This window comes from Microbacterium sp. 22242, from assembly GCF_052045495.1.
Classification (GTDB): domain Bacteria; phylum Actinomycetota; class Actinomycetes; order Actinomycetales; family Microbacteriaceae; genus Microbacterium.
In genome coordinates, this window is record NZ_JBQEOZ010000020.1 from 23,219 (window position 1) to 47,483 (window position 24,265).

Sequence of the window (24,265 nt, forward strand, 5' to 3'; positions counted from 1 at the left end):
CACCGCGTCGTCCGTCAAGCCGCCCAGTGCGGCTGAACTCGCTCGGGATCGAAGTTCCCGCGCCCCGGAGACCCCGCCGCGATCGTCGCCGAGGCCAGGATCGCCCGAATGATCGCATGCTGCCGATCCAGCGAGTACGTGTCCCACCGCTCCCGGAGGAGAATGCCATTGCCAACCAAGCTGTCCAGAGTGGTCTTCGTCGCCAGCGATTCCAACATCCGCGCGGCCTCCGCAGCCTTCGCCTCCGCGACCGGACGTGCTGCCAAGTACTCAGCCTTCGTGATGTCCCCCGCAGCAAACATCTCCGCCACATCCGTCAACCGTCGCTGCGCCGCCTCCAGCACGGCCACGGCGTCCGCGTGCCGCGCGTCCACCTCGTGTCTGCCCTCCAATGCAGCCGTCACCTCCGGGGTATCGAGCCGATACAACGCCGCCTCGGTCAACCACGACTCGACCGGCACCGCTGAGATTGTCAGCCGCCCGCAGCCCCCGTGATCCGGCCCCGACTGACACACGTACCGGCGCTCGACCTTGCCCTGCGGGGTCTGCCTCGCGGCGGAGAACAGCTTGCCCCCGCATTTCCCACACCGCAGCAACCCGGTCAGCAGATACCGTTGCGGAGTTCGCCGACCTGTCCGCTTCCGCGACGCGAACGCGGCAAGAATCCGCTCCCGCTGCTCCTGGGTGATGATCGGCTCCCACACAGCCTCGCCGACCACCTCACCTCGGTGGTCGCGCAGCCCGGCAATCCGACCGGACTGCAACAGCCCCCGCAGCGTCGGCGACCGCCACGACGTTGCTTTCCCCGATGTCGGCACACCCTCCTCGTTCAACCACGCAACCAGCGACCGCAGCGACTCCCCTTGGATGAACCGATCCGCAACCGTTCGGATAACCGCCGCCTCGGTCTCCCGGACCGTGATCCGGTCGTTCTCATACCCGAACGGGCGCGTCGCCCCACCATTCGGTTTCCCCGCCGCGACATTCTGCTCGATCTTCCGCAGGATCCGCGCCCGCTTCCGCGCGGACTCGTTTGCCGCGACCGCCGCGGTGATCCTGGCGACCAACATGCCGTTGTCATTCCCGAACGAGATATCCGACGTGACAGTAACGAGCTGGTCGACGCCGTTGCGCTGGCAGGCCTCCACGAACTGCTCGAACTCACCCGGACGCCGTGTCAGCCGGTCCTGGTGATAGACCACCACGGCGCCGATCCGACCCGCCTCGATGTCGGCAAGCATCCGCGCGAACTCCGGCCGTGCTTTGCCACCCGTGAATGCTGACACGTCGTTGTCGACATACGTGTCGAACACTGCCCAACCTCGGTCCGAGACCAGACGCATACAGTCCTCGACCTGACGGGCAACCCCCAGACCTTCACCCGTCTTGTCCGCCGAGATCCGCGCGTACACTGCCACCGGACGCCCCAACCCCACCACACTGCTCATAAAGGTCAGACTAACAAGACACGGACAACGGCATCCTGCTCTGCGAGATCTGCCACCACCGCATCCACGACAACGGCTGGGACATCCGCATCGACGGCGGCGGCGTCGCGGCGCGGGTGTGGTTCATCCCGCCGCCCTCCGTCGATCCCGCCCGGACTCCGCGCCTCGGCGGCCGAGCACGCTTCGACCTGACAGCGGCATAGGCCACCGGAGTGGCTCCACGGAGCGGGCCGCCAAGCCCCACGGAGCGAGCCGCCCGGCCCCTGAGGGGACCGAGCGGCTCGCGGATCCTGACCTGACTTCGCGGATCCTGACCTGACTTCGCGGATCCTGACCTTATGGCATGACTGCCGGCCTACTGGACCCAGCCGGAGCGGGCGCTGCCCCATCCGGTCTCGGTGTCCCAGCCGGTGCCGACCGTCTGGGTCGTGGTGGCGCCGTTGAACGTGCGCACCGAGTAGACGTAGCCGTCCGTGGCGTCGAGGCCGTTGACGTAGTCGACGCGGATCGCACCCTTGTCGATGCCCGCACCGGTCACGTCGTGGAAGCCCTTGCCCTGCGTGCTGTAGATCAGCGGGTTCAGCAGTCCGAAGCCGGTGCCGCCGTTCGCCTGGATCTTCAGCGCCGTGATGCCGGCGAACAGCGGAGACGCCAGGCTGGTGCCGCCGATCCGGTAGGTGTCGTACGCCGCGGACCCGGTGAACGTCTGGGTCTGGCCGACGAGCATGCCGGTGGTCGGGTCGCCGTCCATCGAGATGTCCGGCACGCCGCGCCCGCCGTTCGGGCTGACGATCCCGGCATCCTTCTGGTACTTCGGCTCCGGGATGTTGGACGAGTAGCCGCCGCCTCCGCCGTACAGGAACGCGGCGCTCTGCGTCCACGCGCCGTTCTGCAGGACGTACTTCGAGGTCTGCCAGCCGGTCTCGCCGGTGAGGCCGGCGTCGGTGATCGCGGTGGACGTGCCGCCGACGGCTGTGACGAACGGGTCGGACGCGGGGTAGTCGGTCTGCGGGGTGCCGATCCGGGCCGCCTCGTCGCCGTCGTCGCCGCTGGAGAAGACGTAGCTGATGCCCTGGGCCGCGCCCTGCAGGAACGCCGTCTCGTAGGCGAGGAACAGCGACGGCTTCACGACGTCGCCGGCACCGCCCCACGAGTTGGTGACGACGTTCGCCACGTTCTCGTCGTTGATCCGGGTGAACGTGTCGAGCAGATCCGGATCCATGCAGCTCTTGGCGCCGTAGTACCGGATGTTCGCGCCGGGCGCCATGGCGTGCGCCGCCTCGACGTCGAGCGTCTCCTCGCCGTACCAGCCGGCCATGCCGCACTGGTGGTTGGACTTGTTGCTGTTCACGTTCGTGTAGGCGTTGGGCAGGTTCTGCGAGAACTGGCCCGGCGCGAACGGCTTGTCGCCCGTGTCGCTCGCGTACCTGTTCGCGTCGGCCTCGACCGTGGGCGAGGCGTACGCGTCCGTGATCGCGATGGTCACGCCGGTGCCGTCGTAGCCGCCGGTGAGGCCGGACTCGTAGGCGCTGCGCAGCTGGGACCCGGTGTAGCCGCACGGCGAGTACGGCAGGTTCTGGCCCTCGAACGCCGGGAGCGCGGTGCCGTCGGGCGCCGCGAGGTTCGCCGGCGTGGCGGATCCGTAGGTCTTGCCGCAGATCGGCGGGTTGCGGAACCCGCCGTCCGGCGGCGCGGGCTTCTGCGTCTTCGGATCCACGAACGACGGCGTGGTGTCGAGTCCGTCGACCGCGATGACGGATCCGGACAGGGAGCCCGGGGTGGTCGCGGGACCGTCCGGCGCCTGCACGGTGAGACCGTCGTGCGTGTAGTTCGAGATCGTGACCCCGAACGCCTTGTTCGCGTTGCCCACGCCGCCCGTCACATCGACGTAGCGGTGGCTCGGGTCGACCGTCGTCTTCAGGCCGGCGCCCTGCAGCCAGCCGGTGACCGCGTCGACGGTGGCCTGCGGCGCGTCGAACGTCGCGTGATACTGCGCTGCGGTGAGGAAGTGGCGGTACTGGGCGGATCCGGGCGTGGAGACGGAGGCGGCCAGGGCCGTCAGCGCGTCCATCCCGCCCGCGGGCGCCAGGTACACGCGTGCGCTCACGGAGCCGTTCGCGGCGCCGCCCTTGGTCGCATGGCTGAGCCAGCCGGGCGTGGAGTTCGGGATCGGGGCCTTGGGAGGCGGGGCCGCGTTGGCGGCTCCTGCACCGCCGAGGGAGGCTGCGACGGTGGCTACGACCGCGAGGGTGACGCCGAGGACTTTTCTACGCATCCGGGATCTCCAGACTCAGGTTCGGTCCGCGGCGGTCGCCACTGACCGAGGGTGATGCTATTCCGGTGCGGGCCGGCCGCGCGAGAGCTCGTGGCCACGCGACTCCAGCTCACAGCCCACGCATCGGAATCTCCCAGCCGGTGCATCTCCTGCGTTCGAGTCAGTCGCCACCGGGCTCGGCTACCGTCTCGGCCTCCGGGCGAAGTCAGGAGCGTGCTCGGGCGTCACACCCATCCCGATCAACCGTGCCGGGATCACGGTCAGCACGGGAAAGGCGGTGAAGAGCCAGGCCACGAAAGCGGGCGGCCGCAGCGTCCCTCCGCGGTGCACGACCGGCTCGATCATGCGGTGCAGAGCACCCTGCAGGAGTTGCACGGTCGTGGTCGTGATCCGGCGTCGGCGCTGCACCCGGCGGAGGTCCCGCACGGTGACCCGGCCGCGGCGCAGCGGCTCTGCGAGGATGCGCGCGGCGGCGACGCCGTCCTGGACCGCGAGGTTGACGCCGACGCCGCCGACCGGGCTCATCGCGTGCACCGCGTCCCCGATGCAGAGCAGGCCGTCGACGAACCAGCGGCGCGCGCTGTTGCGCTGGATGTCCAGGAGCTTCACGTCGTCCAGGGTCAGCGCCTGCGCATCCCGCTCAAGCTCCGGGAAGGCGAGAGCCACCGCACGGCGGAGGCTCTGCACGCCCTCGGCCCGCAGCCGCGCATCCGCGCCCTTGGGGAGCAGGCGCGCGATCTGCACGTAACCCGGCCGCGGGATGCCGATGAACACCGTGCCGTCGGCGGCACGCGGCGCGATCGAATCCGCGACCTCGACCTCGGTCTCGACGCGGAACCACCAGGCGTCGACGGTGGATCGCAGTGCCCGGACGGCGAGGCCCGCCTCCCGGCGCACCAGGGACCACCGCCCGTCGGCGGCGATGACGAGCGGTGCACGCAGCGAGACGTCCCCGTCGGCGGTCGACGCGACCACCCCGGCGATCCTCCCGCCCTCGCGGATGAGCGAGGTCGCCTCCGCCCCCATCCGCAGGTGGAAGGTCGGCTCCTGCTCGCCGGCGCGCGCGAGCAGATCCAGGAAGTCCCATTGCGGCGCGAGCGTCACGAACGGATGCGGAACCCTGAGCCTGGTCAGGTCGGCGAGGACGAACTCGGTCCCGTCCGGCCGGAGGAAGCTGACGTTCTTCACCTTGCGATGCGAGATCTGCGCGAACTCGTCGTAGAGCCCGAGCTCGTCGAGCAGGCGGAGCGTCGACGGGTGGATCGTGTCGCCGCGGAAGTCGCGGAAGAAGTCCGCATGCTTCTCCAGCACGGCGACCTCCATGCCCCCGCGCGCGAGCAGGAGTCCGGCGACGACGCCCGCCGGGCCGCCGCCGACGATCACGCAGTCGAACTCGGTGCGGTCGGCCATCGGTCCCTCCCTCTCGCACAGCCTGCACCCTCGCCGGGCGGCGGGCAACTGTTGCGGAAGCCGCCGAAGGGCGTGTGCACGTCGCACGACCGGGGTCCCCCGCACTCGGCAGCGCGGGGGATCCCGATCGGCGGCTCAGGCCTCCGGCCGGTTGGCGCGCAGCACCTCGAGCCGGGCGCGGTACTCGGTCTCGTCGATGTCGCCCTTCGCGAACCGGTCGGCGAGGATCTGCTCCGCGCTGCGGTTCCGCGCCTGGCCCGCCCAGGGCGCTTGGGCGCCGGGCGCACCGGGGGCGCCGTGCCACGCGGCCGGACCCCACGGGCCGTAGCCGCCGTGACGACGGCGCACGACCAGGGCGATGACGAGGCCGACGATGATGAGGAACATCAGCGGGCCGATGATGAAGAAGGGCCAGAACGGCGCGAAGCCCCAATGGCCCGGGTGCGCGGCGACGGCCGCGACGGTTGCGAACATGAGTGACCATCCTTCGATCGGATCGGCCGGACGTCGACCGATGGTTCCAGCTTCGCGATCCCGGATCCGATCCGAATCCCGCGCAGGGAGTGAATCGCCGTGCTCCCCGCGGAGTACGCCCCGGCTACTGCCAGCCGGGGGCGACGAGGCCGGTCTCGTAGGCGATCACCACGAGGTGCACGCGGTCGCGGGCGTGCAGCTTCGACATGATGCGGGACACGTGCGTCTTCGCCGTGAGCGGGCTGAGGAAGAGCCGTTCCGCGATCTCGTCGTTGGTCATGCCCAGCCCGACCAGGCGCAGCACCTCGCGCTCGCGGTCGGTGATGCCCGCCAGCACCGCCGCGTCCGGAGCGTCGCGCAATCCCACCGCGAGACGCTGCAGCAGCCGCTTCGTCACGCCGGGCGAGAGCAGCGCCTCGCCCTCGGCGACCACGCGTACGGCGCGCACCAGATCGGCCGGCTCGGTGTCCTTCACCAGGAACCCCGCGGCCCCCGCGCGCACCGCCCGCGCCACGTAGTCGTCCAGCTCGAAGGTCGTCACGATCACGACGTGCACGTCGGCGAGGCCGGGATCGGCGGCGATCTGCTCGGTCGCCCACAGCCCGTCGCCCTCGGGCATCCGGATGTCCATGAGCACGACGTCGACGGGCGTCTCCCGGATCCGCTCCAGCAGCTCCCGCCCTCCCGCCGCTTCGGCGACAACCTCGATGTCGTCCTCCGCGTCCAGCAGCGCGCGGAATCCCGCGCGGACGAGCAGCTGGTCGTCGGCGAGCGCGACCCGGATCACGACGCCCTCCCCCACGGCAGCGTAGCCACGATCCGCGCTCCGCCGCCTTCCGCGGCGCCGAACCCGATCCGGCCGCCGAGCAGGGCCGCCCGCTCCTTCATGCCCAGGACGCCGCCGTGCCCCGAGGCGGCCGGGTCGGCGTCGCCGAAGCCGCGGCCGTCGTCGGTGACGGTCACCACGAGCCACGGGTCCGGATCCTCCCGCCGCTCCAGCACGATGCGGGCATGTGCGGCCTGCGCGTGCCGCACCGTGTTGGTGAGGGTCTCCTGCACGATCCGGTACGCCGCGAACTGGGCGGCCCTGCTCGGTGCGCGGTCGCCGAGCCGGTCGTCCAGCACGATGTCCAGCCCGGGCGTGGTGAGCCCGGCGATGAGCCGCGGCAGCTCGGCGAGCTCGGCCTGCGGCACCAGCGGCGCCTCGCCGTCGCGCAGCACGCCGAGCACGCCGCGGACCTCTTCGAGCGCCAGCTTCGAGGTGTTCTTCACGTTCTCCAGGGCGGTGCGCGCCTGGTCGGGGTCGCGGTCGAACAGGTGCAGTCCGACGCTGGCCTGCACGTTCATCTGCGACAGGGCGTGCCCGAGCACGTCGTGCAGCTCGCGGGCGATGCGCACGCGCTCGCGCTCCTCGGCGCTCTGCTGACGCCGCTCGGCGTCGGCGCGCAGCGCGGCCATCCGCGCACCGCGAGTGCGCACCAGCGCGCCGATCGCGAAACTCGCGGCCAGCCCGACCGTCGCCGCGACGATGATGCCGGGGTGCCAGATCCGGCCGATCCCCACCCCGATCAGGATCGCCGAGGTCCAGCCCACGGCGACGGAGATGGCGGCCCAGACCGCGGCACCGCGGACGACCGCCCCGATGATCGCGAAGGCGAGCGCGAGATAGGGCGGACCGTAGACCGGCGTGGTCAGCACGTCGAGCAGCGCGAGCCCGGTGACGACCGCGACGGTGGGCCCCGGGAAGCGGCGCGCCGCGAGCAGCACCAGCGGACCGGCGAGCGCGAGCGCGAGATGCAGCAGCATCCGCCACTGCAGGTCGGGGCGAGGATTGTGCGCCGCGATCCAGATCGCCGCGGGCACCTGCACGAGCAGGCTGAGCACGACCGGCGCGATCAGCCGGACCCGGCGCGGCGCGCGCGTCGGGCCCCAGTCCGCGCTGCCCCTGAGGACGGCGTCGGGGTGCGGATCGAGCATCTCTCGATGCTATCCGCGGGAGCCGGCGGGCGGATCCGCCCGCGGGGTGCCTCCCGGCTACTCCCGAGGGAGTACGCCGGCAGGCGATCGCGTCAGCGGCTCAGGACTCCCAGGAACGGGAGCGCTTCGTGGCGCCGCCGGGCTCGCGCATCATGTACGCGAGTGCGGCGCAGATGAGCAGGATTCCGGCGACGAACGCCGGTCCCTGCCACGCGGGCAGACCGGGAGCGATGCCCATCACGACGATTCCGCCGAGGAAAAGAATTCCGTACACGATGTAGTGAAGGATCACCGGGCAACCTCCTGTTGAGCCACTCGAGTCTATCGCGCCGCATCTGCCGGCCCCACCCGCGCTTTCGCGGCGACGGATCCTCCCGGGAAGGAATGTCGGAGTCCCTGGCTACCATCCCGGCATGAGCATCTCCTATCCTCAGGTCCCCGGCCTGGTGCGCAGCCCCGGCTTCAGCCACGTCGCCGTGATCCCGCCCGGCTCGACGATGATCCACGTCGGCGGTCAGAACGGCGTCGACGAGACCGGCGCGGTCGTCTCCGACGACGTCGCCGTGCAGTCCGCGCGAGCCCTCGACAACGCCGAGGCCGCGCTGGCCGCCGCCGGCGCGACCCTCGCCGACGTGGTCGGCTGGACCGTGCTGATCCACCAGGACGCCGACCTGAGCGCGGCCTACGGCGCCGTCGGCCCGAAGCTGGCCCGCGAGGGCGCGCCTCCCCTGGTCACGGCCGCCCGCGTGGCAGGCCTCGGGGTTCCCGGCGCCCTGATCGAGCTCAGCGCCCTCGCCGCCCTCACCGCCTGACCGATCCGCGCGCCCCCAGGGAGCCGGCCTCAGGGAGCCGGCCCCACATGACGGATGTCATGACCGATCCGTGACATCGTTCATCGTGCGCTCATCACCGCGCGGAGCAGACTGGACGACATGAACGAGACACAGACGGCACGGCCCGTCACCACGACCGGGGCCGGCGCCGCGCCGCTCGCGGCGATCGAGGCGACGGGCCTCACCAAGCGCTTCCGCGGCTTCACGGCCGTCGACGGCGTGGACATCTCCGTGCGGCAGGGCGAGGTCGTCGCCTTCCTCGGCCCGAACGGCGCCGGCAAGACCACCACGATCGACATGCTGCTCGGCCTCTCCCAGCCCGACAGCGGCGAGGTGTCGCTGTTCGGCCTCACGCCCCGCCAGGCGATCAGCCGCGGGCTCGTCTCGGCCGTCATGCAGACCGGCGGCCTGCTCAGCGACATCAGCGTGCGCGACACGATGAAGCTCACCGCCTCGCTGTTCGCGCACACCACGAGCATCGACGCGGCGCTCGAGCGGGCCGGCATCGCCGAGATCGCCGATCGCAAGGTGCAGAAGTGCTCGGGCGGCCAGCAGCAGCGGCTGCGGTTCGCGATGGCGCTGGTTTCGGATCCGGGCCTCATCGTCCTGGACGAGCCGACGACCGGCATGGACGTCGAGGGGCGGCACTCGTTCTGGCAGGCGATCCACGCCGATGCGCAGCGCGGCCGCACGGTGCTCTTCGCGACGCACTACCTCGAGGAGGCCGACCAGTACGCGGACCGGATCGTCCTGATCCGCAAGGGGCGCATCGTCGCCGACGGCACCACCGCCGAGATCAAGGCGATGGCCTCCGGCCGCACGATCGAGGCGGAGTGGGACGGCCAGGATCCCTCGGCGCAGCGCGAGATCGCGGCGCTGGAGGGCGTCGACTCGGTCGAGGTCCGCGGCCCCCGGATCATCATCCGCGCGAACGACTCCGACGCCGTGGCGCGCCACCTGCTGACCCGCACGTCGGCGCGCGACGTCACCATCACCAGTCAGAACCTGGAGCAGGCGTTCCTCCGCCTCACCGGCGACGACGACCGCGACGACAGGGAAGGGGAATGACCATGACCGCCATCACCGACCGGCTGGACCGGATCGACCCGAGCTCCCGCCGCGTGCCCGCGATGGGCGGGTTCAGCCTCACCTTCCTCGGCGTCGAGCTGAAGCGCCTGTTCCGCAACTCCAGCGTCGTCGTGTTCACGCTGATCTTCCCGATCGCGATGCTCGTCATGATCGGCCTGCCGAACAAGAACGCGGCGATCACGAGCGTCCCGGTCAGCCAGGGCGGCATGTCCGCTGCCGTGCCGATCATGATCTCGATGGCCGTGTACGGCGCCATGGTCGCCAGCACGATGACCGGCGTCTCGGTCGCCTCCGAGCGCGCCCAGGGCTGGAGCCGCCAGCTGCGCCTCACCCCGCTGAACCCGGTCGTGTACATCCTGGTCAAGGTGGTCTGCGGCATGGCCCTCGGCGGCATCGCCGTGCTGGTGACGCTCATCGTCGGCGCCGCGCTCGGGATCACCGCGCCTCTCGGCAACCTGATCCTCGCCGGCCTGCTCGCATGGCTCAGCTCGCTGATGCTGACCAGCCTCGGGCTCGCCGTCGGCTACGCGTTCCCGGCTCAGAACGCGATGCGCTACCTCGGGCCGATCCTGCCGATCCTGAGCTTCATGGGCGGCCTGTTCGTGCCGCTCGCGCTCATGCCGGACGCCGTGCAGACGGCGGCCAAGTTCACCCCGCTGTGGGGCATCGCCAACCTGTCCCAGTCGGCGATCATCGGCGTCGCCCCCGACGGCTGGTCGGCGCTGAACCTGATCGTCTGGTTCCTCGTCTTCACGGGGCTCGCGGTGATGATGTTCCGCCGCGACACCAAGCGCGTCTGACGTGACGGACAGCACCCGCGCCGAGCAGGGCGTGTCGGCTCCGGCCGCACGCCCCGCCCGGCGCGAGCGCCGGTTCGGCTTCGTCGGGCGCTTCGGCATCGGCGAAGGCGGCTTCCTCGACGCGCCGCCGCTGGAGGGCACCACCGGCTGGACGCGGCTGCGGCTCGTCCTCGGCGCCCCCGGCGCCAGGCGCTGGTATCCGGGTGCGCTGACCAGCCAGCTGTTCATCGTCGGCTTCATCCTGGGGCCGATCCTCACCCAGGTCCCCGCCCCCGGATCCTGGTTCTGGGGCCTCGCGGTGATCGTCTACGGCGCGCTGTTCACGGTCTCCTTCCCGATCTCCATGGCGCTGCCGGGCCCGTGGCGCTGGACGCCGCCCGCGGGGCTCCTGCTGCTGTCGCTGCCGTTCCTCCTCGTGCTCGGGCCCGACCTGTCCGGCCTCTGGACCTACGTCGGGGTCTCGGCCGCACTCTGCCTGGGCGGCAGCGGACGGGCGATGATCGCCGTGGTCGCGGTGTCGGCCACGGCCCTCGTGATCAACCTCGTGGACGGCGCCCTGGAACCCACGAGCACCCCGCCGTGGACGATGCCGCTCATCATCCTGTCCATCGGCACCCTGATGGCGGCCTTCACGCGCAACCTGCAGACGCTGGCGCAGCTGCGCCGCGCCCAGGAGGAACTCGCGGTCGTCGCGGTCGAGGAGGAGCGCAACCGCGTCGCCCGCGACATGCACGACATCCTCGGGCACTCGCTGTCCGCGATCGCGCTGAAGGCGGATCTGGCCGCGAAGCTCGCCGACCGGGATCCGGCCGCCGCGGCGGTCGAGATCCACGAGGTGCAGTCCCTCGCCCGCGCCACGCTCGGCGACATGCGCGCCGTGGTGTCGGGTTACCGGCAGGTGCGGGTCGCGAGCGAGCTCGCCTCGCTGCGCACGCTGCTGCCGGCCGCCGGGATCGCCGCGCATCTGCCGACGACCACCGACGAGGTGCCCGAGCGCAACCGCGAGCTGTTCGGCTGGGCGCTGCGCGAGGCCGTCACGAACGTGATCCGGCACGCAGGCGCGACGAACTGCTGGGTGACGCTCGCGCCCGACCGCATCACGATCGAGGACGACGGCACCGGCCCCGCCCGCACGCCGGACGCCGACAGCCGCCCCGGAACCGGTCTGCACGGTCTCGCCGAGCGCGCCGCCGATGCCGGGGGCGCCCTGCGGATCGGCCGATCCCGCCACGGCGGATTCCTCCTGGAGGTCACGGCATGACGACGGAGGACGGCAGGATCCGGATCCTCCTCGCCGACGACCAGGCCCTCGTGCGCGGGGCGCTGGCGACCTTGCTCGGACTGGAGGACGATCTCGTCGTGATCGCCCAGGTCGGCCGCGGCGACGAGGTGCTCGCTGCCGTCGCCGAGCACCGGCCCGACATCGCGCTGCTCGACGTGGAGATGCCCGGGATCGACGGCCTCACCGCCGCCGCGCAGGTGCACGCCGCCCACCCCGGGGTGCGGATCGTGATCGTGACGACCTTCGGCCGGGCCGGGTATCTCTCCCGGGCCCTCGCGGCCGGCGTGTCCGGCTATGTGGTCAAGGACACCCCGGCCTCGGAACTGGCCGACGTCGTCCGTCGCGTCAGGCGCGGTGAGACCGTGATCGACGCGGCCCTCGCAACCGACGCCCTCACCGCTGGGCCCTCCCCGCTGACTCCGCGCGAGGCCGAGGTGCTCTCGGCGGCGCGCGGCGGCGGGACCATCGCGGACGTGGCGCGATCCCTGCACCTGTCCGAGGGGACGACCAGGAACCACCTGTCCTCGGCGATGCAGAAGCTCGAGGCGCGCACCAGGGCCGACGCCGCGCGCATCGCGGAGGACCGCGGCTGGCTTCTCTGAGGGGGATCGGGAGGGGTCGACGGTCCCGGGCCGGTCACGCCGATCCCCTACACTCGCCGGTCACGCCGATCCCCTACACTCGGGGTCATGTCCGGAGGCTCCCCCGCATCGTCGCGCCCGCGAAAGCCCTCGCGTGCCGTGATCCGGCGCCGTCGCATCACGGTGGCGATCATCGCCGTGCTCGCGATCGCGCTCGTGGGGGTGGTGACGACGACCGCCGTGCATGCGTGGCTCGGTAAACCCGCGCCGCAGGCCGTGCCGACCAGTCAGGCTCCGACACCGCGGCCCACACCGCTCACGGCAGAGCAGGCCCTGCTGAAGAACGCTCCCGACCCGGCCACGGCATGCGCGGTGTCGTTCCAGGGCGACGGGATCGCCCAGGCCCCGATGCTGCAGACCGAGGGCGTGCTGTTCACCGGGCTGCCGATCCCCGAGCGTGCGGGGTTCGTGTTCGCCGGCTGGTATCCGACCCCCGAGCTGGCGCAGGCCCAGACGCAGACCGACCGGGTGAACGGATCGCAGCTGGTCGGCTGCACCGACCACCGGCGCACCCTGCACGCGGCGTGGACGACGCCGGAACAGAACTCCGCGACGGCCGCGAAGATCCCGATCCTGATGTATCACCAGTTCACGACCAAGCCCGGCGGCGAGGACAACTGGCTGCGCAACAACTACGTCTACATCGAGGACTTCAAAGCGCAGATGGCGTACGTGGCCGCGCAGAAGTTCTACCTGCCGACCTGGGACGAGCTGAACGCCTTCATCGACGGCAAGCTCTTCCTGCCCAAGCACTCGGTGATCATCACCGACGACGACGCCGACCCGACCTGGCTGCAGCTCGCGGTCCCCGTCGTCACCGAGAACAAGCTCCTGACCACCTCGTTCGTGATCACGAGCGCCCGTCAGGCGCCGTCGCCGTCGCCGTACGTGCTGCAGCGCTCGCACACCAACGACATGCACCGCGCAGGCGCCAACGGCAAGGGGCTCATGGTCAACCTCTCCGCCGACGAGGTCGCCGCCGACCTGGAGAAGTCGGCGCAGATCCTCGGCGTCAAAGAGGTCATCGCCTACCCGTACGGCCACTACAACGCGACCGCGGAGGAGGGCGTGACCAAGGCCGGGTTCCTGCTGGCCCGGACGATCGAGTACGGCTACGTGCAGCTCGGAACGCCCAAGCTCGAGCTGCCGGTGATCCGGATCAACTACGGCGACACGGTGGACAGCCTGAAGAACAACATCGGCTGACCGCTCCGGATCACTCGGCTCCGGCGGCCTCCGCCTCGAGGCGACCACCGCGGGCGCGCTCTTCGGCACTGCGCGTGACGCGCACGGAGCGTCGCGGTGCGTAGACCACCAGCGAGTGGAACAGGAAGCGCACGAAGAACGCGACGACCAGCGAGATCGCCGCGGCGAGGATGCTGGAGATGTGCCAGCCCTCGACCATGAGCGCGAGGATCGGGATGCGCAGCGCCGCTTCGACGTTGTTGAACGTGAACGACTGCGCGAAGCGGACTCCGATGGTCGAGGCCTCGTCGCGCATGTCGTTGAAGACGTAGCGCTCCTGCAGGATGAAGTTCCCGACGATGGTCACCTCGGCCGCGATGATCGCCGCCCAGATGTACTCCATGCCCACGTGCGTGAGCGCCCACATGATGACCAGGTTCGCCAGGGCGCCGACCGCGCCGATGATCGCGAACAGCGACATCTTGCCGAAGCGCAGCCGTGCAAGATGCTTGAGGAAGGCCAGTCCCTGCCGGAACGACGCCTTCGACTCGCCGTGCAGCCGCTCGCCGAACTGCATCGGCACCTCGGAGATCCGCACGTCGGAGCGCACCAGGATCTCGAGCAGGATCTTGAACCCGTTCGGGCGCAGCGCTGACGGATCGACCGCGCGCCGGTCGACGAGGAAGAAGCCGGTCATCGGGTCCGAGGCCCCGGACAGCCGGATCGGGAACATGGCCTTGGTGAGGGTCGTCGCACCGCGCGAGACTCCCACACGGACCGCGCCGGCCAGGCCGCGGCTGTCGCCGCCGCCGACATAGCGGGAGGCGACGACCACGTCGGTGTCGCCGTCCTCATAGCGGTCGATCATCTCGGGCAGCAGCTCCGGCGGGTGCTGGAGGTCGCCGTCCATCACGATGCACACGTCGTAGCGGGCGTCGCGGATGCCCTCGACCACCGCACCGCCGAGGCCGCCCTCGGGCTTGTCGCGGTGCAGGACGCGCACCGGGACGGGCGCGTCGCTCGCGATCGTGCGGATCACCTGGGGGGTGTCGTCGCTGCTGTCGTCGACGAAGAGGATCTCGATGTCGCGGCCGGCCAGTGCGTCGGAGACCCGGGAGACGAGCTCGGCGATGTTGTCGCGTTCGTTGAACGTCGGCACGATCACCGTCGCTCCGGGGACCGTTATCGCGGCCGAAGACATGTCGTCCATGCCCCTCCTCTAGACGTCCTTGCCCCACATGCTCCCACAGGAACCCTTGCGCTACCTGCGCGTTTCCCGTAGGGATCCTGCCGCTCCCGGGTTGCCGAGCGGTGAACGGGACCGCCGTGGACACGGATCCCGCCCCGGAAATCCGCCGTACCCTGGAAGCATGACGACCCCCGCTTCTGACACCATCACCGTGTTCGGCGCCGACTGGTGCCGCGACTGCATCCGCACCAAGAGGCAGCTCGACGAGCTCGGCATCGAGTACGCCTACGTCGACCTGGTCGAGGACCCGTCCGCCGCCGACGTGGCCAAGGAGATCTCCGGCCGCACCAACATCCCCGTCGTGGTCTACCCGGACGCCTCGCATCACGTGGAGCCGTCGAACGCCGACGTCGAGGCGAAGCTCCGCGAGCTCTCGCTGATCTGACCAGCACGCCTGGCCCCTTGGCGGTTCCCCCGAGCGCGTAGTCTGAAATCGACCGCGCCGAAGGAGATGCCGATGCCTGAGACCCTCGCCGAAGACGTCAGCGCGCCGATCGAGGCCGCGATCTCCGCGCTCCGGAAGGGCTCCGCCGCCTGGTCCGCGCTCACGGTCGGGCAGCGGGTGACGCTGCTGCGCGGAGTGCGCCGCACCGTCGCGGCGAGCGCACGGGAGTGGGCGCGCACCGCCGCCCGGTCGAAGCAGCTTTCCGACGACCATCCGCTGCGGGGCGAGGAGTGGCTGAGCGGCCCGTACGCGACTCTCGGCGCGGTGGACGCGTACCTCGAGACGCTGGACCGCATCGCCCAGGGCGGGAACCCCCTCGACGGCGTGCGGATCGACCGCACCCGAAGCGGGCAGACCCGGGTGCACGCGTTCCCGCTGACCGGGATCGACAGGCTGCTGCTCTCGGGCTTCACCGGCGAGGTGTGGCTCACCCCCGGCGTGACCCCCGGCGACGCCAGGGCGCGCGTCGGGCTCGCGCAGCGTAGACGGGCCGCTGCCCGACTGGCTCCGGAGCCCGTCGAAGCGCAGGGACCGGACGGCGGGATCGGCCTCGTGCTCGGGGCCGGCAACATCACCTCCATCCCGGTGCTCGACGTGCTGTACGAGCTGCTGGCGCACAACCGCGTCGTGTTGCTGAAGGTCAACCCCACGCAGGACGCGCTGGTGCCGGTGTTCCAGCGCGCCCTCGCCCCGCTCATCGCGCCCGGCTTCCTGCGCATCGTCCGCGGCGGACCCGAGGTCGGCGCGTTCCTGACCGCCCACGATGCGTTCGCGCACGTGCACATCACCGGATCCGCCCCCACTTTCGACGCGATCGTGTGGGGCCCTTCGACGGGCTCAGGTGCGGAGGCCGACGAGGCGAAGACCCGCAGGCGCGAGAACCGCCCTCTCCTGACCAAGCCGATCACGGCGGAGCTCGGCGGTGTCTCGCCGATCATCGTCGTCCCCGGCGAGTGGAGCGCGGAGGACCTCCGCTTCCAGGCCGAGCACGTCGCGACCATGCGCCTGCAGAACGCCGGACACAACTGCATCGCCGGCCAGGTGGTGATCCTGTCGAGCGACTGGGCGCAGAAGGACCAGTTCCTCGCCGAGCTGCGGCGCGCCTACGCCCTCGCTCCGGAGCGCCCGGTCTGGTACCCGCGCTCCGCCGAGCGGATGGCGCAGGCGTCCGAGGCCTACCCGGACGCTCTCGTGCTCGCGGATCGCCTGCTCGTCGAGATCGGCGACGGCGACGGCGACGACGCGACGGCGCTCGAGAACACCGAGTACTTCGCGCCCGTGCTCGGCGTCGAGGAGTTCCCCGGCACCGGTCAGGAGTTCCTGGACGCGGCGGTCGCGCACGCGAACGAGAGGCTGCAGGGCACGCTCGGCGCGAACCTGCTGATCGATCCGGCCACCGAGGCGCTGCTCGGCGGCGGCTTCGAGCGCGCCATCACGGCGCTGCGCTACGGGTCCATCGCGATCAACGCCTGGACCGCGTTCGGCTTCATCACCCCGACCCTCACCTGGGGCGCGTTCCCCGGCAACACGATCGCCGACGTCGGCAGCGGCATCGGCGTGGTGCACAACGCCCTGCTGCTCGCGGACGTGGAGCGCTCCGTCACCCGCGGGCCGTTCCGCCCGTTCCCGCGCTCGGCCTCGGTCGTCCGCGACGGCGGACGCTTCACGATCCTCCCGAAGCCGCCGTGGTTCGTGTCGTCGCGCACGGCGGCCGAGGTGAGCGAGGGGCTGACCCGGTATCGTGCCCGCGGCGGCGTGCTCGCGCTGCTCCGCACGCTCGCGCAGGCCATGCGCGCCTAGCCTCCTAGGGCGTCGCCACCGAGAACGTGTCGCACTGGCCCAGGCCGCTCTGGTAGCCGTTGGTGAACCAGTGCTTGCGCTGGTCGCTGGATCCGTGGGTCCAGGTCTCCGGGTTGGTCTGGCCGCCCGACTGCTGCTGGATGTGGTCGTCGCCGACCGCCGCCGCGGCGTCCAGCGCATCCGCGATCTGCGCCTGCGTCGGCTTCTTCATGTACGGGTTGCCGTTCTTGTCCTTCTGCGCCGCCATGTCGGCGATGAACGCGCCGGCGTAGCAATCGGCCTGGAGCTCGGTGCGCACCCCGTTGCTCGCCGGCCCTGTGCCGTTGTTCGGGTACTTCTCCATCGTGCCGACGAGGTTCTGGATGTGATGGCCGTACTCGTGCGCGACGACGTACACCTGGGCGAGGTCACCGGCCTCGGCGCCGAACTGCTGATGCAGCAGGGCGAAGAACGTGGGATCGATGTACACGGTCTGATCCGGCGGGCAGTAGAACGGCCCGACATCGTTGGATGCGGTGCCGCAGGGGGTCGAGGTCGCGCCGTCGACGCTGACCTGCTGCGGCGCGACGTAGCCCTTGACGTGCTTCGTCCAGTACTGGTTCAGCACGAGCGAGGTGGCCGCCACCCGGCAGTCCACGTCCTTGTTCGCATCGCTTCCCGTGCTGCAGTTCTGCACGCCGCCTTCCGAGGATCCGGTGCTCTGCGGCTGACCCTGATCCGTGCCGCCGCCGAGCAGCCCGGTGAGGTCGACCCCGGTGAACGCGCTGATCAGCAGCACCACGACCGCGCCGAGGCCGGCGACTCCGCCGCCGGCGATCGCCACGGTGCGCCCGCGGCCGCGGCGCTGCACGTTGTTGTCTGAGACGTCCGCGTCCGGATTGAAGGTCATCACCACAGTTTTCCACGGTCCGCGCGCCGGAGGCGAGGCATAGGCTCGAACCGTGCGACGCACACGGATGCCCCGGAAGGAGTCGACATGAGCACCACGGTGACCGTCACCGGCGCGGGAGGTCAGATCGGCTATGCGCTGCTGTTCCGGATCGCGGCCGGCGACATGCTCGGCCCCGACGAGAAGGTGCGGCTCCGGCTGCTGGAGATCCCGGCCGGCATCGGCGCGGCGGAAGGCGCGGCCCTCGAGCTGCAGGACGGCGCGTTCGGCCTGCTCGAGTACGTCGAGGTGACCGACGATCCCGCGGTGGGCTTCGACGGCGCCGACCACGCCCTGCTCGTCGGCGCCCGGCCGCGCGGTCCCGGCATGGAGCGCGGCGACCTGCTCGCTGCCAACGGGTCGATCTTCGGACCGCAGGGATCCGCGATCGCAGAACATGCCGCAGCCGGCATACGAGTGACCGTGGTCGGGAATCCCGCGAACACGAACGCGCTCATCGCTGCGGCCGCGGCCGACGGCGTGCCGGCTGAGCGGTTCAGCGCGCTCACGCGGCTCGACGAGAACCGCGCCCGAGGTCAGCTCGCGGCGGCGCTCGATGCGCCCGTGGCCGACATCGCCGGCGTCACGATCTGGGGCAACCACTCGGCCACGCAGTTCCCCGACGTCGCACACGCCACCGTCGGCGGCCGCTCCGTGACGGAGGCCCTCGCCGAGCAGACCGGGGACGTGCGCGCCTGGCTCGATGCGACGTTCATCCCGCGGGTCGCCAAGCGCGGCGCGGAGATCATCCAGGTCCGCGGATCCTCCTCCGTCGCGTCCGCCGCCTCGGCGACGATCGATCACGTGCGCGACTGGGCGCTGGGCACCGGCGAGCGCCGCACCAGCGCCGCCGTCGTCTCGCACGGCGAGTACGACGTGCCGGAGGGCCTGATCAGCTCGTTCCCGGTCCGCGCGGTCGACGGCGAGTGGCGGATCGTCGATGGCCTGGAACCGGACGACTGGGCGCGCGAGCGTATGAACCGCTCGATCGCCGAGCTCGTCGAGGAGCGCGACGCGGTCCGTGCCCTCGGGCTGATCTGAGCCCGAGCGCGGCTCCGGGTGAGGAGCCCTCCGTCTCGCCGCACGGTTCCTGAGCACGAAGCGATGCGACGAGACGAAGGCCGCTCAGGAACCGGCGAACGGACCGTCAGATCGTCGCGACGTCGATCACGAAGCGGAACCTCACGTCCGAGGCGAGCACGCGCTCGTAGGCGTCGTTGATGGCCGAGGCGTCGATCAGCTCGATCTCCGCGGCGATGCCGTGCTCGGCGCAGAAGTCGAGCATCTCCTGGGTCTCCGCGATCCCGCCGATCGCGGATCCGGCGATCGAGCGCCGCCCGCCGATCAGCGCACCGGTGCGCAGCGGCATCGGCTCCGGCGGCGCGCCCACGCAGACGAGCGTGCCGTTCGTGTCGAGCAGGCCCAGGTACCCGTCCAGCGGGATGGGCGCGCTGACCGTGTTCAGGATCATGTCAAAGCCGCCGCGGTTCGCCGAGAACGTCTCCGGATCCGCCGTTGCGAGATACCGATCGGCGCCGAGCCGCAGCCCCTCGTCCTTCTTGCGCAGCGACTGCGAGAGCACGGTGACCTCGGCGCCCAGCGCGTGCGCGAGCTGCACGGCCATGTGCCCGAGTCCGCCCAGGCCCACGATCGCGACGCGGGTGCCGGGGCCGACCTTCCAGTGCCGCAGCGGGGAGTAGGTGGTGATGCCCGCGCACAGCAGCGGGGCGGCGCGATCGAGCGGGATCGCGTCCGGGATCCGCAGTACGAACGCCTCGGTGACGACGACCTGGCGCGAGTAGCCGCCCTGGGTGATCGTGCCGTCGCGGTCGGTCGCGCCGTACGTGCCGACGGCTCCGCCGGCGCAGTACTGCTCCTCGCCGCGCACGCACGCCGCGCAGACGCCGCACGAGTTCACAAGACACCCCACGCCGACGCGGTCGCCGATCGCGAACCGCGTCACCTCCGAGCCCACAGCGGCGACGGTGCCCGCGATCTCGTGCCCCGGCGCGAGCGGGTAGTGCTGGCGCCCCCATTCGCCGCGCACCGTGTGGATGTCGGAGTGACAGATGCCGGCGTAGGCGATGTCGATCACGACGTCGAGCGGGCCGGGCTCGCGGCGCTCGATCGTGGTCGGTGCGAGGGGTGCGCCCTCACTGGGCGCGGCATAGGCGGCGACGGCGGGCATGACGGTGCTCCTCGATGTTCAGGGGTGTGCTGCGAGCGTATCGCGGGGTCGCCGGGGCGCGGCGCGATCGGCCAGGATCCGCGGATCCTGGATCCGTGCCCGCTTGATAGGCGGAACAGGGCAGAATGGTTGCGGCGAGAGGAGGCCGACCGCATGGAAGCGACAACGCACGATCACGACGATGCGTCGCTGGCGGACGGAGCTCTCGACACCGCGCTGACCAGCCCGCTGCACCTCCCGCACGCGGCCGCGGAGTGCCCGAAGTGCTTCACCGAACTGCAGCAGAACCGGGACTGGTGGTCGGCCCGCCCGGACGGATCCCGCCTGGTCGGCCTGGTCGTCGCCCGCGAGGGAATGCCGTCGGTCGTGCAGCAGCGCGACGATCTCACCCGCTTCGGCGTGCCGATCGAGGGCTTCCGCCATCCGGCGCCCGACATCCTGGAGAGCTGGACGGACCGCATCGCCCGGCTCATCGACACGCTGCGCGCCGGCGACGTGCTCGTGGTCGCCAACATCCACGCGCTCGGTCGCGACATCGACGAGGAGACGCGCACCGTCGCCACGTTGCGCCGCAAAGGCGTGATGGTGAAGGTGCTCAGCCACTCCGCGCGGCATCTGGCCGACGCCGGCCGCTGACCTTCCGTCCTAGCACCGCCCGGGCCCGCCCGACGCCGATCGTCAACGGAGCGTGAGCCCGACGCCCGGCGCGGCGACGCGACCGGTCTTGTTCGCCCAGGACCTCAGAGGGCTCATACTCTGCCCGCCGCCTGCCCGGGCGGATTCGGGTTGACCGCGCTCGCGGCAGCCCGCCGATGCCATTCCGCCCGTGCCAAGAAGGCTTCCAGCGCCTCAGACTCCGACTCCGTCCGCAAAGTCATGTCGTCCATCTCAACGCCCTTCTCGTCCGTGTCCCACACACGCCAACCGGTCCCGTCCTCGGCGATCCACGTCGACGATTCAGTCCGCCCTGTCGGTCCGAACCAATTCGCCGTCGTCATCGGATGCGCCCCGAGATACGCGGCCACAGCTGAGATCGTCAGCTTCTCACGATCCATCGATGAACCCCTTCACAAGCTTGACCAGCGCCTTCCGTTTCTCGACCAGCTCATCCCGCTTGCGGATCGCTTCGCCCGTCGACGAACCAGCGCGGCTTCGACACCGCGATGGGCGGCGCGCTCTGCGCCCGCCGCACCTCGTCCAGCACCTCCCGCACCGTCATCGCGGGCCGGGTCTCCTCCGCTGTGTCCGCGAACACGGCGACACGGATCCCTCCCACGTCGACCGGCTCGCCCTGCGCGATGAACTGCGCGTCGGGGAGCAGCGCGAACTCCTGGTTCTCCGGGAACCGGGAACGATACCGGGCGTCGCGCGCGGCTCCCGTCAGGAACGCGGAGACGAACGGCACGGTGAAGTTCTCCGTCGCCACCCGCACATCGGTCGACACCGCCCGCAAGCGCGGGAACGTCGTGGCTTTCGGCGCCGAATGACCGCCCCGCCAGAACAATCCTCGGAACGGCGTCGTCTGCGAAAGCCACCACGCCCCCTCGATCCCGACTCGGGGTGCGGGAAAGCGCGCCAGAGGAACCGCGCCCGACGGCGGTGAGAGCTCGGACGGAGGCTCGGGCCACGCTCCCGCCATCGCGCGCAACGCGGGCGCCCCCAGTTCCAGCGCTGACGCCGCGAGTTCCGCGACGGGCTGCGAGATGGCCCAGCACAGCGGCGTCGTATCCGTGCGAAAGATCACCCACCGGCACGGACCCGCGATCTGCAGCGGCTGGATAGGTTCGCCCAGCGCGTCGCTGGCGTCGATGTGGTCGATGGGCAGATGCAGCGCCGGCTCGCGGCGGCGGATCGCGTCCGCCCACGCGACGCCCCATCGTCGTTCCCCCAGGAACGCCAGCACGAGGGCTGCCCAGTCCGAAGTCTGCGCACCCGCTACGAGCACTTCTCCCGCTCGCATCACCTGGACCGTGCCGGGCCCGAAGCGGACGCCGATCTCATCGCCGAAGACAGCGGTGTCGCCGAGAAGCTCCCACTCCCGGCCGACAGCGAGGAACGATTCCCGGGTCCGCGCGAGGAAGGCACGACGCGCATCCTCGACACTGCGCTCGTGGAGTACCTTGGCGATGCTCTGCCCGGGATTGATCCGGTCGAACTGGGCAACCACTCCGTCCCACAGCTCGGTCGGCGTGGGGCCGTCTGGAGAGATCCTCATCTGTCTATCCTCGCCCCCGACCGCGCGGGTCACGCAATCCTTGGGAGACCTCCTATGCGTCGACGAAACGTCCCGGCCGGGAGATCGACACAGCAGGCAGCGCGCCCACCGTGGAGACGGCGGCGGTGATCTGCTCGACCGTCGGCGCCGAAGGCGTGGCGAACCCCTGCCGGAGCTCGATGAAAGGCTGCACGGTCAGCGCCCCGGCACTGTAGGGAGCGCCAGCGGGCACCAAGGTCGATGGCGGCAGCAGGACCGCTTCCTCTTCCGCCGGATGCGCGCCGAAGCTTCCGAGATCATGGGCGGCGACGCTCTGGATCGCGTAGACCACGGGCGTCGTGAGGTTCTCCGAGGCGACGCGGAGGTCGCGACTCACCGCCAACGGGCCGGCCAACGTCAGGGGTGAACCTGCACTGACGCGTGCCCCGCGCCAAACGAGCCCTGGCACGACAGGAAGCCGCTCCAACGACGCGATAAGACCTTCAAGATCCATCGAAAACTTCCTTCCCCCGTCCTGAACGGGCTCGTGACAACTCTAAGCATCTCCACGTGACGTCTTCTGCGACCGCCCCGCGGCGGCCGACGCTTCGCGCCCGGTGGGCAAGCGTCATTTCTCCCTGAGATCGATCCGCCAGACTCCCGCCGGATCCTGCCACTTGCTCACGACTTCGAAGGGGGTCCCCCGCTGGAACAGCAGCTCGGCCTCGTTCTGGTACCGCGAGATGGAAGAGACGTCCACGGGGCTCTGCCCATGGATCGTGATGATACCGGGAGTCTTTCCCTCGGCCGCCGCGCTCGACGCGAAGCTCTCGGCGACCGACGGGTTGGTCGAACTGCTCATGAAACCGTCGTCCTTCCAGTGCTGTCCGACCTGGAAGGAATTGAGGAAGTCGTCGCTCATGGTCACGCCCCGGGATGTCACGCCGGGTTGTGCGGGAAGGTGCGAGATGCCATCCGTGGCGTGGTTGATCCTCGTCTCCAGTCCAGGGACGTCGGCCGGGGTGTCTCCATAACCACGGAGATACGGGTTCATCTCCGAGTACCCGGGGTTGGTCGTGTAGTCGTACACGCCCTTCACCTCGTCCGGACTGAGGTTCGGATATCGGTCCGAAACTTCCTTGGCCCACGCGTCGAGCTTGTCCGGCGGGATCTCGCCGGTGATCGGGTCCCGATACTTCGCGTCGAGATCCTTGAAATCGGGGAGATCCGGCGCTTTGCCCGGCACGCCCGGCTTCGGGAGGCCGGTGTGGTCGGGAACTCCCTTGCCTCCGTGGAGGAGGCGGTCCGCGGTGTCGCCGAACCGCTTGAACAACGCCTTCAGCTTCTCGACCAGCTCACCCAGCTTGCGGATCGCCGCCACCAGATCCGGGATCTTCTTCGAGAACTTCGCCGCCAACGCCGACACCCGCGTCGACGCCTGCTCGATCACCAACGGCGTCGCCAACCCCAGACTGAACACCAACTCCGCCGCATACGAGATCAGCGACCCCACCAACTGCGCCAAAGAATCCCGCACCAGATCATGCACCACCTGCACGATCGTCGACGCCATCTGCATCCCCGCCGCCATGCCATCCGCCCACGACGCCGCACCCTGCAGATGCTTCACCACATCCCGCTGAAACACCAGATACGCCCGCACCGCCGCACCATCCGCCGCGTCCAGATCCCCCAGCACCGTCGACAGATCCGACGCCGACCGCCGCAACTGCGCCCCCACATTCGTCCACGTCTGCGCGAACCCCGCCACCGCACCCGAATCCCCGGTCAGATCATTCAGCCAGCCCTTCAACGGCTGCAGATGCTCCATCAACCAGCCCAGACCCGCCGCGATCAACGACCCCAACGGATCCGAGACCGCCGCCACCGTGTCCATCACCGCACTGAACGCCGCGAACCCGCCCGCAACCCAGTCCCCCGACTTGATCGCCGAGACCAGCGCCTCCCCATCCTCCAACAAGAACGTCCCCTGCAACGGACTCGTCGTATCCACCGGCCCCGCCACCAACGGATTCGGCGGCGTCAC

24 protein-coding genes are annotated in these 24,265 nt (G+C 70.6%); 10 read left to right on the top strand and 14 right to left on the bottom strand.

What is annotated here, in order from left to right:
- Positions 1-14: 14 nt before the first annotated feature.
- From ACTJJZ_RS16570 to ACTJJZ_RS16600, 7 genes are all read right to left on the bottom strand, one after another.
- Positions 15-1,448, bottom strand: a complete 1,434-nt coding sequence (locus ACTJJZ_RS16570; RefSeq protein ID WP_440722289.1) for a recombinase family protein — start codon at positions 1,446-1,448, stop codon at positions 15-17.
- 355 nt (positions 1,449-1,803) lie between these two features.
- On the bottom strand, positions 1,804-3,723 hold the full coding sequence (locus ACTJJZ_RS16575; protein ID WP_440722290.1) for a S53 family peptidase: 1,920 nt from the start codon (positions 3,721-3,723) through the stop codon (positions 1,804-1,806).
- A gap of 180 nt (positions 3,724-3,903) precedes the next feature.
- A complete protein-coding gene (locus ACTJJZ_RS16580; protein ID WP_440722291.1) occupies positions 3,904-5,133 on the bottom strand; it encodes an FAD-dependent oxidoreductase in 1,230 nt (409 codons plus the stop codon).
- A 135-nt stretch (positions 5,134-5,268) separates the two neighbouring features.
- Complete coding sequence (locus ACTJJZ_RS16585) at positions 5,269-5,607, bottom strand: SHOCT domain-containing protein (protein WP_440722292.1); 339 nt, start codon at positions 5,605-5,607, stop codon at positions 5,269-5,271.
- 124 nt (positions 5,608-5,731) lie between these two features.
- A complete protein-coding gene (locus ACTJJZ_RS16590) occupies positions 5,732-6,394 on the bottom strand; it encodes a response regulator transcription factor (protein WP_440722312.1) in 663 nt (220 codons plus the stop codon).
- Complete coding sequence (locus ACTJJZ_RS16595) at positions 6,391-7,584, bottom strand: histidine kinase (protein ID WP_440722293.1); 1,194 nt, start codon at positions 7,582-7,584, stop codon at positions 6,391-6,393. The genes ACTJJZ_RS16590 and ACTJJZ_RS16595 overlap by 4 nt, the downstream gene beginning before the upstream one ends.
- Before the next feature lie 100 nt (positions 7,585-7,684).
- On the bottom strand, positions 7,685-7,876 hold the full coding sequence (locus ACTJJZ_RS16600) for a hypothetical protein (protein WP_440722294.1): 192 nt from the start codon (positions 7,874-7,876) through the stop codon (positions 7,685-7,687).
- A gap of 121 nt (positions 7,877-7,997) precedes the next feature.
- Between ACTJJZ_RS16600 and ACTJJZ_RS16605 the strand changes: the two genes are divergently transcribed.
- The 6 genes from ACTJJZ_RS16605 (at position 7,998) to ACTJJZ_RS16630 (ending at position 13,435) form a co-directional block, all read left to right on the top strand.
- Positions 7,998-8,396 carry a RidA family protein gene (locus tag ACTJJZ_RS16605; RefSeq protein WP_440722295.1) on the top strand — a complete coding sequence of 133 codons (399 nt, stop codon included), beginning with the start codon at positions 7,998-8,000 and terminating at the stop codon, positions 8,394-8,396.
- A 120-nt stretch (positions 8,397-8,516) separates the two neighbouring features.
- The gene (locus ACTJJZ_RS16610) at positions 8,517-9,485 is read left to right on the top strand and encodes an ABC transporter ATP-binding protein (protein ID WP_440722296.1); all 969 of its coding nucleotides are present in this window, start codon (positions 8,517-8,519) and stop codon (positions 9,483-9,485) included.
- Positions 9,486-9,487: 2 nt separating this feature from the next.
- Complete coding sequence (locus ACTJJZ_RS16615; protein ID WP_440722297.1) at positions 9,488-10,306, top strand: ABC transporter permease; 819 nt, start codon at positions 9,488-9,490, stop codon at positions 10,304-10,306.
- Position 10,307: 1 nt separating this feature from the next.
- A complete protein-coding gene (locus ACTJJZ_RS16620) occupies positions 10,308-11,567 on the top strand; it encodes a sensor histidine kinase (protein WP_440722298.1) in 1,260 nt (419 codons plus the stop codon).
- On the top strand, positions 11,564-12,190 hold the full coding sequence (locus ACTJJZ_RS16625) for a response regulator transcription factor (protein WP_440722299.1): 627 nt from the start codon (positions 11,564-11,566) through the stop codon (positions 12,188-12,190). The genes ACTJJZ_RS16620 and ACTJJZ_RS16625 overlap by 4 nt, the downstream gene beginning before the upstream one ends.
- An 87-nt stretch (positions 12,191-12,277) precedes the next feature.
- On the top strand, positions 12,278-13,435 hold the full coding sequence (locus tag ACTJJZ_RS16630; RefSeq protein ID WP_440722300.1) for a polysaccharide deacetylase family protein: 1,158 nt from the start codon (positions 12,278-12,280) through the stop codon (positions 13,433-13,435).
- 10 nt (positions 13,436-13,445) lie between these two features.
- Here the strand turns inward: ACTJJZ_RS16630 and ACTJJZ_RS16635 are convergent, their stop codons facing one another.
- Positions 13,446-14,624, bottom strand: a complete 1,179-nt coding sequence (locus ACTJJZ_RS16635) for a glycosyltransferase (protein ID WP_440722301.1) — start codon at positions 14,622-14,624, stop codon at positions 13,446-13,448.
- A gap of 160 nt (positions 14,625-14,784) precedes the next feature.
- On the opposite strand from ACTJJZ_RS16635, the gene ACTJJZ_RS16640 reads away from it, so the two are divergent.
- Both ACTJJZ_RS16640 and ACTJJZ_RS16645 read left to right on the top strand, forming a co-directional pair.
- Positions 14,785-15,048, top strand: coding sequence for a glutaredoxin domain-containing protein (locus ACTJJZ_RS16640; protein WP_440722302.1), 264 nt, complete (start codon positions 14,785-14,787; stop codon positions 15,046-15,048).
- Between the two features lie 72 nt (positions 15,049-15,120).
- A complete protein-coding gene (locus ACTJJZ_RS16645) occupies positions 15,121-16,908 on the top strand; it encodes an aldehyde dehydrogenase family protein (protein ID WP_440722303.1) in 1,788 nt (595 codons plus the stop codon).
- A gap of 4 nt (positions 16,909-16,912) precedes the next feature.
- Here the strand turns inward: ACTJJZ_RS16645 and ypfJ are convergent, their stop codons facing one another.
- Entirely contained in the window at positions 16,913-17,797 is an 885-nt protein-coding gene (gene ypfJ, locus ACTJJZ_RS16650; protein ID WP_440722304.1) for a KPN_02809 family neutral zinc metallopeptidase, read from the bottom strand.
- An 87-nt stretch (positions 17,798-17,884) separates the two neighbouring features.
- Between ypfJ and ACTJJZ_RS16655 the strand changes: the two genes are divergently transcribed.
- The gene (locus ACTJJZ_RS16655; RefSeq protein ID WP_440722305.1) at positions 17,885-18,877 is read left to right on the top strand and encodes a malate dehydrogenase; all 993 of its coding nucleotides are present in this window, start codon (positions 17,885-17,887) and stop codon (positions 18,875-18,877) included.
- Positions 18,878-18,983: 106 nt separating this feature from the next.
- On the opposite strand, the gene ACTJJZ_RS16660 is transcribed toward ACTJJZ_RS16655, so the two are convergent.
- Positions 18,984-20,024, bottom strand: a complete 1,041-nt coding sequence (locus ACTJJZ_RS16660; protein ID WP_440722306.1) for an NAD(P)-dependent alcohol dehydrogenase — start codon at positions 20,022-20,024, stop codon at positions 18,984-18,986.
- A gap of 153 nt (positions 20,025-20,177) precedes the next feature.
- On the opposite strand from ACTJJZ_RS16660, the gene ACTJJZ_RS16665 reads away from it, so the two are divergent.
- Entirely contained in the window at positions 20,178-20,660 is a 483-nt protein-coding gene (locus tag ACTJJZ_RS16665) for a recombinase family protein (RefSeq protein WP_440722307.1), read from the top strand.
- Positions 20,661-20,773: 113 nt separating this feature from the next.
- Here the strand turns inward: ACTJJZ_RS16665 and ACTJJZ_RS16670 are convergent, their stop codons facing one another.
- The 4 genes from ACTJJZ_RS16670 to ACTJJZ_RS16685 form a co-directional block, all read right to left on the bottom strand.
- Positions 20,774-21,079: a hypothetical protein gene (locus ACTJJZ_RS16670; RefSeq protein WP_440722308.1), complete on the bottom strand. Its 306-nt coding sequence runs from the start codon at positions 21,077-21,079 to the stop codon at positions 20,774-20,776.
- 50 nt (positions 21,080-21,129) lie between these two features.
- Positions 21,130-22,272: a hypothetical protein gene (locus ACTJJZ_RS16675; protein ID WP_440722309.1), complete on the bottom strand. Its 1,143-nt coding sequence runs from the start codon at positions 22,270-22,272 to the stop codon at positions 21,130-21,132.
- A 19-nt stretch (positions 22,273-22,291) separates the two neighbouring features.
- The gene (locus ACTJJZ_RS16680; RefSeq protein ID WP_440722310.1) at positions 22,292-22,732 is read right to left on the bottom strand and encodes a hypothetical protein; all 441 of its coding nucleotides are present in this window, start codon (positions 22,730-22,732) and stop codon (positions 22,292-22,294) included.
- Positions 22,733-22,846: 114 nt separating this feature from the next.
- Positions 22,847-24,265, bottom strand: a 1,419-nt coding sequence (locus tag ACTJJZ_RS16685; RefSeq protein WP_440722311.1) for an ADP-ribosyltransferase, incomplete at its 5' end; no start/stop codon positions are given.